The 12,450-nt window shown below is 64.1% G+C and carries 10 protein-coding genes and 1 pseudogene; 1 reads left to right on the plus strand and 10 read right to left on the minus strand.

Features of this window, described 5'->3' with window-relative positions; translation table 11 throughout:
* Window positions 1-23 precede the first annotated feature (23 nt).
* Together AC1DT2_RS07660 and AC1DT2_RS07665 are read right to left on the minus strand one after the other, a co-directional pair.
* Window positions 24-1,244 (minus strand): c-type cytochrome, encoded by a 1,221-nt coding sequence (locus tag AC1DT2_RS07660; RefSeq protein ID WP_477295619.1) that lies wholly within the window; start codon window positions 1,242-1,244, stop codon window positions 24-26.
* Window positions 1,241-1,951 carry a c-type cytochrome gene (locus AC1DT2_RS07665; protein WP_477295621.1) on the minus strand — a complete coding sequence of 237 codons (711 nt, stop codon included), beginning with the start codon at window positions 1,949-1,951 and terminating at the stop codon, window positions 1,241-1,243. The genes AC1DT2_RS07660 and AC1DT2_RS07665 overlap by 4 nt, the downstream gene beginning before the upstream one ends.
* Before the next feature lie 133 nt (window positions 1,952-2,084).
* On the opposite strand from AC1DT2_RS07665, the gene AC1DT2_RS07670 reads away from it, so the two are divergent.
* Window positions 2,085-3,668 (plus strand): amidase, encoded by a 1,584-nt coding sequence (locus AC1DT2_RS07670; protein ID WP_477295623.1) that lies wholly within the window; start codon window positions 2,085-2,087, stop codon window positions 3,666-3,668.
* Between the two features lie 342 nt (window positions 3,669-4,010).
* Here the strand turns inward: AC1DT2_RS07670 and galU are convergent, their stop codons facing one another.
* The 8 genes and pseudogenes from galU to cmk all read right to left on the minus strand — a co-directional run bounded on the left by galU (window position 4,011) and on the right by cmk (window position 12,352).
* Window positions 4,011-4,886 carry a UTP--glucose-1-phosphate uridylyltransferase GalU gene (gene galU, locus AC1DT2_RS07675; RefSeq protein WP_046966714.1) on the minus strand — a complete coding sequence of 292 codons (876 nt, stop codon included), beginning with the start codon at window positions 4,884-4,886 and terminating at the stop codon, window positions 4,011-4,013.
* Window positions 4,883-6,784, minus strand: a complete 1,902-nt coding sequence (locus AC1DT2_RS07680; RefSeq protein WP_477295626.1) for a polysaccharide biosynthesis protein — start codon at window positions 6,782-6,784, stop codon at window positions 4,883-4,885. The genes galU and AC1DT2_RS07680 overlap by 4 nt, the downstream gene beginning before the upstream one ends.
* A complete protein-coding gene (locus AC1DT2_RS07685; protein ID WP_477295628.1) occupies window positions 6,771-7,808 on the minus strand; it encodes an MraY family glycosyltransferase in 1,038 nt (345 codons plus the stop codon). Before AC1DT2_RS07685 ends, AC1DT2_RS07680 begins: the two co-directional genes overlap by 14 nt.
* A complete protein-coding gene (gene lapB, locus AC1DT2_RS07690) occupies window positions 7,805-8,977 on the minus strand; it encodes a lipopolysaccharide assembly protein LapB (RefSeq protein WP_477295630.1) in 1,173 nt (390 codons plus the stop codon). The genes AC1DT2_RS07685 and lapB overlap by 4 nt, the downstream gene beginning before the upstream one ends.
* Entirely contained in the window at window positions 8,974-9,234 is a 261-nt protein-coding gene (locus tag AC1DT2_RS07695) for a LapA family protein (protein WP_213948154.1), read from the minus strand. The genes lapB and AC1DT2_RS07695 overlap by 4 nt, the downstream gene beginning before the upstream one ends.
* A gap of 239 nt (window positions 9,235-9,473) precedes the next feature.
* Window positions 9,474-9,791 (minus strand): annotated as a pseudogene (locus AC1DT2_RS07700) (integration host factor subunit beta); the annotation flags it as partial.
* 37 nt (window positions 9,792-9,828) lie between these two features.
* Window positions 9,829-11,502 carry a 30S ribosomal protein S1 gene (rpsA, locus tag AC1DT2_RS07705; RefSeq protein WP_046966708.1) on the minus strand — a complete coding sequence of 558 codons (1,674 nt, stop codon included), beginning with the start codon at window positions 11,500-11,502 and terminating at the stop codon, window positions 9,829-9,831.
* A 169-nt stretch (window positions 11,503-11,671) separates the two neighbouring features.
* Complete coding sequence (gene cmk, locus AC1DT2_RS07710) at window positions 11,672-12,352, minus strand: (d)CMP kinase (RefSeq protein WP_082878935.1); 681 nt, start codon at window positions 12,350-12,352, stop codon at window positions 11,672-11,674.
* Window positions 12,353-12,450: the final 98 nt, after the last annotated feature.

Here is a 12,450-nt window from a genome sequence, read left to right on the forward strand (position 1 = left end):
GAGCTTGCCGACGTCGTGCGCGCTCAGCCGCCCGGGATCGAGCGGTAGGCGCGTACGTCGTTGGGTGACACTGACGCGGCCTTGTTCGACCAGGCCTGACGTATGTACGTCACGACCGCCGCCGCATCGTCGTCCGACAAGGTCTGCGAAAACGGCGGCATCGAATAAGGACGCGGATTGCCAGCCGTTCCCGGCGCGAACCCACCCGACAACACGATACGAATCGCGTTGATCCCGGTCGGCTCGACGACGGACGAATTGCCGTCCAGCGGCGGATACGCATCACCCTTCCCGCGCCCATCGGCCGCATGGCATCCCGCGCACTGGTCCGTGTAGACCTTCTGCCCCGTCTTCGCGAGATCGGCGGCGTCGGCGGCGGATTCGTGTTGGCGCGGCGGTGCACGTTCGGGAAGCGATTTCAGGTACGTGGCCATCGCGGCGAGGTCACTGTCGTCGAGATGCTGCGTGCTGCGGATCACCACGTCGGCCATCGGACCGAAGGCCGTGCCCTTCCGCGAGCGTCCGGTCTTGAGCAACGCCACGACATCGGCCTCGGTCCAGCCACTCAGCCCGCCGTTCGGACCCATGGACAGATCGGGCGCGTACCAGTTCTGCACGGGTACAAGGCCGCCGGCGACGAAGGGATCGGTGATCATGGCGCCAAACGTGTTGCGCGGGGCGTGACACTCGTTGCAGTGCCCGAGCCCCTGCACGAGGTACGCGCCGCGATTCCACGACGCCGATTGTTTCGGATCGGGCTGGTACTCGCCCTCGTCGAAGTAGAGCAACCGCCAGGATCCCATCAACGAACGCATGCTGTACGGCCAGCGCAAGGCCGGCTCCGTGTGCGCGAGCTTCACCGGCGGAAGGCTCTTCAGGTACGCGAAGATCGCATCGGTGTCGGCGCGCGTGACCTTCGTGTACGACGTAAACGGAAACGCGGGATACAACGACGTGCCGTCGTGCCCCTTGCCCGAGTGCATGGCGTGATAGAAGTCGTCGGCCGTCCAGCCGCCCAGGCCTGTTTCCCGATCGGGTGTGAGGTTGGGTGCCGTGATCGCACCGAACGGGGTCGGGACGACGTGTCCGCCCGCGAACGACTGACCGTTGCGTGCGGTGTGGCAGGAGTCGCAGTCGCCGGCGAGCGTGAGGTAGTGACCCCGCGCGACGAGGTCGTCGGCGCTGGCGGTCCATGCCGTGCAGACCAGCGCGAATGCAGCGAACACACGTAGGAAAGGCTTCATGTGCCCCCTCCCAATACGCCGCAACGCAGTGGGGGCGTGAGGCTGCCCTCGGGTTCCGCATGTGCATTTTCCGGTACGGGACGCTGGGCGAGCCAGGCCGAGACCGCGCTGATGTCGGCGTCGCTAAGGCGACTGACGATGGTCTTCATGCAGTCCGGCGCCACCGTGTTTCGCGTATTCGTGCGCCAGGAACCCAGCTGGGCGCTGATGTAGTCGTATGGCAGGCCGACGAGCCCGGGGATGTCCGGCTGCACGCCCGTGAGGTTCGGGCCGTGACAGGCCATGCAGGGAGGAATGGCGCGGGCGGAATCGCCCTTGGTGGCCAGTTGCTCGCCACGCGCCATCGCTGCCGGTGATGTCGCCGGTACATCGTGCAGCGCGTACGGCACATCTTGCGCGGAGAAGTACTCGGCGATCTCACGCATGAAATCGTCGGTGAGCGGGCCGACCGTGTACTCCATGATCGGGTAGTGCCGCAGACCGCGCTGGAAGTCCTGCATCTGCCGATGCAGGTAGCCCGCCGGCTTGCCGGCCAGGCGCGGGTTGAAACCGTTGCTGCCACCTTCCCCGTGCTCACCGTGACAGCTGGTGCAGGCGGCGATGCGCTGGACCAGCGTGTCGGGCACCGGCGGCGTCTCGGCGGCCATGGCCTGCATGGCGCAGAACGCGGCGGCGGAAATGACCAGCCGGCGGAAAAGACGACGCATGTGGCACTCCCTGGCGTTTCGTTGACAAGCCCGGCAAGAGTCGCGCGGGCATGACTTCCGTGCAGTATAGCCACGCACGGCAATGCGGTAGATTGCACGCAGTCGCCATCGCATCGCCAGGGGGAAAAGACATATGCAGCATGTATGGATCAGGCCGGCCGCACTGACACTGGCCCTCACCGTCACGTTTTCCGCGAGCGCCGTGCAGGCACGCACCGCGAACGAAGACGACGCCTTTGCGTCCATTGCGACGATTCGCCAGGCATATGCCACGGGTACGCTGACGCCCGAAGGCCTCACCACCCTCTTCCTCTCGCGGATCGCCACGATCGACAAGGCGGGGCCGACGGTGAATGCCGTGCTGGAAACCAACCCGGACGCCCTGGCCATTGCACGCAAAGCGGGCAAGAACGGTCCGCTGGCCGGCATCCCCATCCTGCTCAAGGACAACATCGATACGGGCGACCGCATGCAGACCACGGCCGGCTCGCTCGCGCTGGTGGGCAAGCCGGCGCCGCACGACTCGGCGGTCGCAGCGAAGCTGCGCAAGGCGGGTGCCGTGATCCTCGGCAAGACCAACCTGAGTGAATGGGCCAACATGCGCAGCAACCACGCCACCAGTGGCTGGACGGGACGCGGTGGCCTCACGGTCAATCCCTATGTGCTCGACCGCAATGCCTGTGGCTCGAGCGCGGGCTCGGGGTCGGCGGTCGCCGCCGGCCTTGCCACCGTAGCGATCGGCAGCGAGACCGACGGCTCGATCATCTGCCCCGCCTCGATGACAGGCCTCGTCGGTATCAAACCGACGGTCGGGCTGGTCAGCCGCACGGGCATCATTCCCATCTCGCACAGCCAGGACACCGCCGGCCCGATGGCACGTAGTGTCGCCGACGCCGCGACGGTCCTCAGCGCGATCGCCGGCAGCGATCCACGCGACCCGGCAACGAAAGATGCTGACAAGCACGCCACCGATTACACGAAGTTCCTCGACCCGAATGGTCTACGCGGCAAGCGCATCGGCGTGGTGCGGCAGCTGGGTGGCATCGAGCCGAATGCGGATCGCGCGTTGGAAAAAACCATCGCCATCCTCAAAGCGCAGGGTGCGACCGTGGTCGACCCCGTCGAGATTCCGCATCTGAAGGAGCTCAGCGAGCACGAGATCGACGTGCTGCTTTACGAGTTCAAGCACGACATCAACGCCTACCTCGCCGGCCGCCCCGACCAGCCGATGAAAACGCTGGCCGACCTCATCGCGTTCAACGACCGGGAAGCCGCGAAGGAGATGCCGTGGTTTGGCCAGGAGTTGTTCCTGCAGGCACAGGCGAAGGCCGATCTCACCGACCCGACGTACATCGAGATCCGCGACCGCAACCAGCGTCTTGCCGGGCCCGAAGGCATCGACGCGGCGCTGGCGAAGGATCACCTCGACGCCCTGCTCGCCCCGAGCTGGGGCCCGGCGTTCGTCAACGACCTGGTCCTGGGCGATCACGTCGTCAGCGGCGACCCAACCGTCGGCGGCGTCTCGGCGCCCGCGGCGATCGCCGGCTACCCGTCGATCACCCTGCCCGTCGATTTCGCACACGAGCTACCCGTCGGGGTAGTGTTCTTTAGTGCGAAGTGGAGCGAACCTACACTCATCTCGATCGCGTATGGTGTCGAGCAAAAAGCCAACGCGTACAGGCGACCGAAGTTCCTGCCGACCCTGCCGGTTCGCTGATAAAACGTTTCTTCGCGGATTACCGGGGCTCGGCTTTGCCATCGCTCTCTACACTTGGGCGTCTCGCGGGGAGACCTTGGTGCCCACCCTCGAGGCGAGTTCCGCACAAGTGGAGCGGCCGTAGGCCAAATAAGTACACGGCCGCGCAGCGGCCTTTCCGGTACGAAACGCGGAGGACGTGTCTGAGCAGCGAGGGTGGGCACCGAAGGCTCTGCGCCTCACCCTCCAAGCAGCGAGGGTGGGCACCGAAGACTCTGCGCCGGCATTCCGCGAAGAACCATAAAAAAGGGCCCGCACAATGCGGGCCCTTGATGCCGATTCATCGGCGATACCGCGGCCGATTTACGCCTTGTTGGCAAACTCGCGCACGATCGGCGCCAGCTTCGGATCTTCCAGGGCCATCGCCATGGTGGCGCGGACCAGGCCAGCCTTATTGCCGCAATCGAAGCGCGTACCTTCGAAACGATAGGCAAGCACCTTGCCCTTGGCCTTCAGCAGATCTTCGATGGCGTCGGTCAGCTGGATCTCGCCGCCGGCACCTTCGCGCGTGTTACGCAGGTATTCGAAGATATTGCCCGGCAGCACGTAACGACCCACCACGGCGAGCGTGGACGGCGCGTCGGCCGGCTTGGGCTTCTCGACCATGTGCTTGATCACGGTGGAGCGGTCGTCGACCTGCTCGGTAGCGTCGACGATGCCGTACTTGTCGGTGTCCTTCTCCGGCACTTCTTCCACCGCGATGACGCCAGCGTCGTACTTGTCCGCCACTTCGGCCATCTGGCGCAGTGCACCCTTGCCCTTGTTCCAGATCAGATCGTCCGGAAGCATGACGCCGAAGCGCTCGTCGCCAATCACCGGCGCAGCGCGCAGAACGGCGTCGCCGAGGCCGAGGGCCTCCGGCTGGGTGACGAAGACGCAACGCACGTGGCGCGGAAGGATGCCACGCAGGATCGAAAGCAGCTCTTCCTTGTTCTTTTCCGCCAGCTTCTCTTCCAGCTCGTAGGCCTTGTCGAAGTAATCGGCGATGGCGTGCTTGTAGCGGTTGGTGACGAACACCAGCGTGTCGGCACCCGCGTCGACGGCTTCGTCCACGGCGTACTGGATGAGCGGACGGTCGAGCACGGGCAGCATTTCCTTCGCTACCACCTTGGTCGCCGGGAGAAAGCGCGTACCGAGGCCAGCAACAGGAAATACGACCTTGCGCAGGGGTTGGGTCATGATGCGATGTCTCCGTTTTCGTTTCGGCGAAGCGGCACGACGTTGTCGGCCTGCGCGTCGCTCCAGCGGAACGAAGGCAGCAGTTGCGACACGCAGCGACGCAGGGTCTCTTCATCGAACGTGGCCGCGGCCTCTTCGGCGCGAGCCAGCTGGGTCTGCAGCATCTCCCACGATACCTGGCGATGCTGCGCCTGGAAGATCTTGGCGTGGGTGGTGCTCGTGTAATTTTCCAACGGGTGGAACAGTTCCTCGAACAGCTTCTCGCCCGAGCGCAGGCCGGTATAGACGATCTGGATGTCGGAACCCGGACGCTTGCCGGCAAGACGGATCATCTGCTCGGCGAGGTCGCGGATCTTGACCGGATCGCCCATGTCGAGCGCAAAGATCTCGCCCCCCTTGCCCAGGCTCGCTGCCTGCAGAATCAACTGGCAGGCTTCGGGAATGGTCATGAAGTAACGCGAAATCTCCGGATGGGTGATTGTCAGTGGACCGCCCTGGCGAATCTGCCGGCGGAACAGCGGGACCACCGAACCGGCGGAGTCGAGCACATTACCGAAACGAACGGTGATGAAACGTGTAGGCGTGTGGGCGGCAAGGTTCTGGCACCAGATTTCCGCCATGCGCTTGCAGGCACCCATGACCGAGGTCGGATTCACGGCCTTGTCGGTGGAAATCAGCACGAAGGATTCGACGCCGCAGCGCACGGCTGCATTGGCGACCACGCGCGTGCCCATGACGTTGTTGCGGAACGCTTCGCGCAACTGACCCTGGAGCATCGGCACGTGCTTGTACGCGGACGCATGGAAAACGATCTGCGGCTGCGTTTCTTCGAACAGGCGGTTGATCGCGACCGTTTCGCGCGCATCCGCGAGTACGCCGTTGAAGATCAGCTCGGGATAGGCCGAGGTCAGCTCCTGACCGATACGGTACAGGTTGTACTCGGACATCTCGACGACGGTCAGCGAACTGGCGCCCAGACGCGCGACCTGGCGGCAAAGCTCCGAACCGATCGAACCGCCGCCACCGGTGACGAGCACGCGGCGACCGCTGATGTTCTCGCGGATTRCTGTCCAGTCGAGTTCCACGGCGTCGCGGCCGAGGAGATCCTCAATAGCCACTTCCTTGATCTCGTTGAACTGGGCGCGCCCGGCAACGACATCTTCCAGGCGCGGCACGGTGCGGAACGGCAGGCCCGTGCTCTCGCAGAAGGCCACGATACGACGCATCTGCGCCGTGGTAGCACCGGGCACGGCGATAAGGAGCATCTGCACGGCCACGGCCTTGGACAGCTCGGCGAGCTGGTCCACCGTACCGAGCACAGGGATGCCACCGATCTGCGCACCACGCAGGGCCATGTTGTCGTCCACGAAACCGATGACGCTGTAGCGGCTGTCGCGACGGAGGTCGCGCGAAAGCGCTTCACCGGCGCGATCCGCGCCGACGATCAGTACCCGTTTGGTAGGCGCCGACTGGAACAGGTCGATGCGGCTGTCTTTCCAGAAGCGGTAGCTCAGGCGAGGCAGGCCGAGCAGCACCACCAACACCACCGGGTAGACCAGCAGCACCGATCGCGGGACGCCGTCCAGACGCGCGTACATGACCATGGCCAGGCCGATGATCAACGCGCCGATAACCGTCGCGCGAATGATGTTCCAGAGATCCGGAAGACTGGCGAAGCGCCAAACGCCCTTGTAGAGGCCGGTCCAGTTGAACACGGCGCCCTGGACCAACAGGACGATCGGGAATTCCATCGGCAGGTAGGTTACCGGCGCGAGGTCCGGCATGAGCGCATAGCGGAGCGTCTTGGCTATCCACCACGCGAGAGCCGCCATGGCGAGGTCGTGCGCGACGACCGCCGTACGTGGATGGATGATGCCTATGAACTTACGCAGAAACATGTCGCTCCCTTCGACGCAAGCAATGATGCTTGCCAGTACGCCAGACTGCTGCCCCTAGCAGGTAGGTTGCCCCGAAACACACGGGCGCAGCCGCCGGCCAGCGGAACGCGATCCATGCGACAGGAACGCAGACGAGCACGTTCCATGCGAAGTAGCCCAGGGCTACCCTTCGGTGCGTTGCACCCCGCCTCACGAGCCATTGGTACAGATGCTCGCGATGCGGAGTGTACCAGCGCGCACCGCGCAGCATTCGCACGAGCAACGTCAAGGTCGCGTCGACGACGAAGGCTGACGAGAAAATCAGTGCTGGCCACAGCAAGTTCGTACGATAGGCCCACGCCATCGCCGAAAGTGCGAATACGATCAGGCCAAGGGTGGCACTCCCGACGTCACCCATGAAAATCCGGGCCGGCGAGCGATTGAACCACCAGAAGCCGGAGGCTGCCGCGGCGAGCGCCAGCCCTGCACCGGCGAGGGCCYGGCTACCTGCAGACCACGCCAGGGCGGCGTAGCCGGCACCGAAGAACATGGCTTGTTGTGCCGCCAGGCCGTCGATCCCATCCATGAAATTGTGCAGGTTGATGCACCAGACCCCGGCGACCAGCAGCGGGATCGCCCATAGCAGGCTCGAGGTGCCCGAGGCCACCGCGACGCATAGCAGGAGCGTCGCGGCGAGCTGGATCACCAGCCGGGGCCGGATCGGCAGCGAGCCGTGGTCGTCCAGCCAGCCGATGGCAGCCACCGCCATGACTGCGAGACTGAAGGCAGCCGTCGTCGCAGCTCCTGGTGAGACTGGAAGAAGCAGCAGCGCAGAAGGCATACCCACCAGCGCACCCAGCACGATACCGATGCCACCGCCGCGAGGCGTCGGCATGCTGTGCGAACGACGTCGCCCCGGAGCGTCCAGCATCCCCCGTCGCTCCGCGTAAGCAATGGCCATGCGCACGCTGGCAACGGAAACAATGAAAGACAGTACGGCGCCGCCGACGATCAGGAACGAGGGACTCGCGAGCTCGGGCGTCATTCGTTGGCGACGCCATGGATTGGCCGCACGGTGCCCCAGTTCTTGCAGCTTGGGCACTGCCAGTGATGGGCCTTGGCACCGAAGCCGCAGCGGCTGCAGCGATACATGGCCTGCCCTTCGAGCAGCTTGCGGGTCAGGTCGCGCAGGATCAGGTAATTCTCGCGGGCCTCACCCGACACCTTGTCCATCGTGGCGTCGATCAGCGCCATCAGTCCGCGCACCGACGGGCGCTTACGCAGCTGACCGGTGAGGAAGTCGATAGCCGTCCGCTCGCCGTCCCTACCCTCGTAGAGCCGGGTCAGTGCCAGCACGGGGGAGATGCCGTGATAGCGCTCCATGATCTCGCGCAGGAAGGTCTCGGCGCGGTCCATCTGCTGGGAACGCGCGTAGCAGTTCAAAAGCGGGGGGAGGATTTCCGGCACGAAGGCGATGTCGGCAGCAATAGCCGATTCGTACGACTCGATCGCCGCCATCATGTCGTCGTCTTCGAACGAGAGGCGCCCCGCGATCATGTGCGCGCGCACGCATTCCTGCTGACAGGCAAACGCCTCGCGCATGTAATCGCGCGCCTCGGTGCGTGCGCCGTGCTGTCGCGACTGCTCGGCCAGCTCGCAATAGAACTGCGCGATCATCGCGGACTCGTCCTCGCTGGTCATGGCTTCGAGGCGTCGTGCGTGATCGATGGCCTTATGCCATTCGCGCTCGTGCTGGTAGATCGAAATCAGGTGACGCAGGGCAGAAGGCGCCAGTGCATCCATGGCCACGAGGTCGGAAAAGAGCGTCTCCGCGCGATCCAGCAGACCGGCGCGCATGTAGTCTTCGCCCAACTCGAGCAAGGCGACCGTCTTCATTTCGTCGGACAGGCCCTGGCGCGAGACCAGGTGCTGGTGCAGGCGAATGGCGCGGTCCACTTCGCCTCGCTTGCGAAAGAGGTTACCCAGCGCGAGGTGGGTCTCGACGGTATCGCGGTTGTACTCAGCCAGACGCAGGAACACCTCCAGCGCCTTGTCCTGCTCCTCGTTGAGAAGGTAGTTCAGGCCACGGAAGTAGTCGGATGAGAGTGCGTTGACCTGTTCGCCCGAACGCCGCGCGTGCGTACGGCGAGCCAACCACCAACCGCAGGCAAAGGCCAGCGGGGGAACGAGCGCCAGCAACCAGATCGGATTCATGCGGTCGTCGCGTTGGCTACCTTGCGATCGCTGCGCTCGCCACGGCGCTTGCGCCGTTGTGCGAAGGAGGTGCCGAGCCAGGCGGTGATGCCGCCGAGGACCCAACCCACCAGGACCGCCGCGAGCATCGCTCCACCCTTGGGCAGGGACAATCGGGCAAAGCCGAGGTCGAACGGCACGAGATCGGCATTCAGCGCGCCGAAGACGATACCGGCGGCGACGAACAACAGAAGAAAGAGGATGGTAATGAGGCGCATAGCCGCGACTGTACCCGAATCCTGAACACGATGGTGCGCCGCGGTTGGCGATCTGTACAGGTTCGCCGACCCCCTTGGGATGTGCTCTATGTGGGAGCCGATTCATCGGCGATAGGTGCTCGCCGCGCGACTGAAGGTTGCGTCGAGCGTGCCCGCTGCCGCGGGATCGCCGATGAATCGGCTCCCACAATTAAAAAAAGCCCGGCGTAAGCCGGGCTCGTCAGCAAAAAAACGCCGCGTCAAAGCGCGGCGTCTTCCTCGGCCAGGTTTACGCGTTCGCGTAGTTCCTTGCCAGGTTTGAAATGCGGTACGTGCTTGCCCGGAAGGGCAACCGCCTCACCGGTCTTGGGGTTGCGCCCCATGCGCGGTGGACGGAAGTGCAGCGCAAAGCTTCCGAACCCACGAATCTCGATGCGCTCACCCGTGGAAAGGGCCTGGCTCATCTGTTCGAGCACGCTCTTGACGGCTAGTTCCACATCGCTAAAGGCAAGGTGGGTCTGGCGCCGCGCCAGCGCCTCGATCAATTCCGACTTTGTCATGGGTCCCCTGTTTTTAGCTGAAGCGAGGGGCGGCGAACCGCCCCTCGCCCGACGGTTAGTCGGCCTTGTTCATCTGCTCTTTGAGGAGCGCACCGAGCTTGGTCGTGCCACCAGCGGCCGAAGCGTAGTCAGCCATGGCATCGGCCACGTCTTCCTCGTCCTTGGCGCGGATGGAAAGCTGCAGCTGACGGCCCTTGCGGTCCATGCCGGTGAACTTCGCCTCGACGGCGTCGCCAACCTTCAGGTACTGCGTGGCGTCGTCGACGCGTTCCTTGGCGATGTCGTTCGCACGGATGTAACCCTCGACACCTTCGCCGAGATCGATCACCGCACCCTTGGCGTCGACTTCGCGGACGGTACCGTTGAGGATCGTGCCGCGCGGATTCGAGGCCATGAACTGACCGAACGGATCCTGCTCCATCTGCTTGATGCCGAGGGAGATGCGCTCACGCTCCGGATCGACCGCGAGAACCACGGCTTCAACTTCGTCGCCCTTCTTGAAGTTGCGGACGAGGTCTTCACCCGAGGCCTGCCAGGAGATGTCGGACAGGTGGACGAGACCATCGATGCCGCCGTCCAGACCGATGAAGATACCGAAATCGGTGATCGACTTGATCTGACCGGAAACCTTGTCGCCCTTCTTGTGCATGGCGGCAAACGCTTCCCACGGGTTCGAGCGGGTCTGCTTGATACCGAGGGAGATACGACGACGCTCTTCATCCACGTCGAGGACCATGACTTCCGTCTCGTCACCGACCTGTACGACCTTGGCCGGGTTGACGTTCTTGTTGGTCCAATCCATTTCCGAAACGTGCACGAGGCCTTCGACGCCCGGCTCGATCTCAACGAAGCAACCGTAATCGGTAACGTTGGAGACCTTGCCGAACAGACGGCTGCCGACCGGATAGCGGCGGGCGATAGCGACCCACGGGTCGTCGCCGAGCTGCTTGAGGCCGAGAGAAACGCGGTTGCGCTCGCGGTCGTACTTCAGCACGCGGACGTCCAGCTCGTCGCCAACGTTCACGACTTCGGACGGGTGACGCACGCGCTTCCACGCCATGTCGGTGATGTGCAGCAGGCCATCGATGCCGCCGAGGTCGACGAATGCGCCGTAATCGGTCAGGTTCTTGACGACACCCTTCACGACCGCACCTTCCGTCAGGCGCTCGAGCAGCTTCTCGCGCTCTTCCGAGAACTCGGTCTCGACAACCGCGCGGCGGCTGACGACGACGTTGTTGCGCTTGCGATCAAGCTTGATGATCTTGAACTCGAGGTCTTTGCCTTCGAGGTAAACCGGGTCACGGACCGGACGCACGTCGACCAGGGAGCCCGGCAGGAATGCGCGGACGTCCTTGATGTCGACCGTGAAGCCGCCCTTGACCTTGCCGGAGATCTTGCCGGTGATGGTCTCTTCCTTGTCGAACGCCTGCTCGAGGTCGTCCCACACCATCGAACGCTTGGCCTTCTCACGGGAGAGCTTGGTCTCGCCGAAGCCGTCTTCGAGCGCGTCGAGCGCGACCTTGACCTCGTCGCCCACTTCCACTTCCAGTACGCCTGCTTCATCCCGGAACTGCTCGATCGGGACGATGCCTTCGCTCTTCAGGCCGGCGTTGATCACCACCACGTCGTTGCGGATTTCCACAACGATACCGGTGACGATGGAGCCGGGCTTCAGCTTGGAAATAGCCTGCTGGCTCTGTTCAAACAGTTCGGCAAAACTTTCAGTCATGTTGATTCCAGGGTTATGAAAGGTCGTACCCGGCGCCTGCGTACATTCTTTAACGCGTGCGGACAGGGGACCCACCGGTTGTGGGCACATCGAGCAATCCCAGATGGGACCGCCCCGTGCCGTTGCCAAGAACCCGCGCACACTGCGCGAGCGTTGTGCCGGATGCGCCTTACGGACGCACCACGGCGAATACTTTTGCCACCACCACCTCGATCGGCATGCCGGTGGTATCGATCACCACGGCGCCTTCGGCGGGCTTCAACGGGGCAACGGGGCGCGACGCATCCCGCTCGTCGCGCGCCTCGATTTCTCGCTGGAGGCCTGCAAGTGTAACGCTCAGACCCTTATCCTTCAACTGCTTATAGCGTCTTTTCGCACGCTCGGAGGCACTGGCGGTCAGGAATACCTTGTGGGCGGCATCGGGGAAAATCACCGTCCCCATATCGCGACCGTCGGCAACCAGGCCAGGACCCTTGCGAAAGCCCAACTGCATGTCCACCAGGGCCTGGCGGACGGAAGGGATCACCGCGATGGCCGACGCGGCGGCGCCGGCGGTCTCCGTACGCAGCTCGTCCGTGGCGTCGTGGCCATTGACCAGGATGTGCGTCTCACTATGGTCCGGACTGGCCCGGAAGCGGATCTTCACGGTCTGGGCGCATCGCGTGACCGCGTCGACATCGGAAAGGTCGATGCCCTCCTCGGCCGCCGCATAGCCCACCGCCCGGTAGAGCGCGCCCGAATCGAGCAGGTGCCAGCCGAGCTTCTCGGCGACCAGACGGCTGATGGTGCCCTTGCCGGAGCCCGAGGGGCCGTCGATGGTCAGGACAGGGGCGACAGCCGAATGGGGCATGGGATAGCTCTCTTGCGAAACCCGCATGATATCTCGTCATGGCAGGCGAATTGGTCCCATGGACAGCTTTCGCGAACGCGTGCTACAAGCCCCCATCG

This window comes from Luteibacter sp. P4_E6, assembly GCF_056401535.1.

Coding starts and splice junctions, on each gene's coding strand:
- AC1DT2_RS07670 (WP_477295623.1), top strand. CDS start 2,085: ATGCAGCATGTATGGATCAGGCCGGCCGCACTGACACTGGCCCTCACC.
- AC1DT2_RS07695 (WP_213948154.1), bottom strand. CDS start 9,234: ATGCGCCTCATTACCATCCTCTTTCTTCTGTTGTTCGTCGCCGCCGGT.
- AC1DT2_RS07660 (WP_477295619.1), bottom strand. CDS start 1,244: ATGAAGCCTTTCCTACGTGTGTTCGCTGCATTCGCGCTGGTCTGCACG.
- rpsA (WP_046966708.1), bottom strand. CDS start 11,502: ATGACTGAAAGTTTTGCCGAACTGTTTGAACAGAGCCAGCAGGCTATT.
- lapB (WP_477295630.1), bottom strand. CDS start 8,977: ATGAATCCGATCTGGTTGCTGGCGCTCGTTCCCCCGCTGGCCTTTGCC.
- cmk (WP_082878935.1), bottom strand. CDS start 12,352: ATGCCCCATTCGGCTGTCGCCCCTGTCCTGACCATCGACGGCCCCTCG.
- AC1DT2_RS07665 (WP_477295621.1), bottom strand. CDS start 1,951: ATGCGTCGTCTTTTCCGCCGGCTGGTCATTTCCGCCGCCGCGTTCTGC.
- galU (WP_046966714.1), bottom strand. CDS start 4,886: ATGACCCAACCCCTGCGCAAGGTCGTATTTCCTGTTGCTGGCCTCGGT.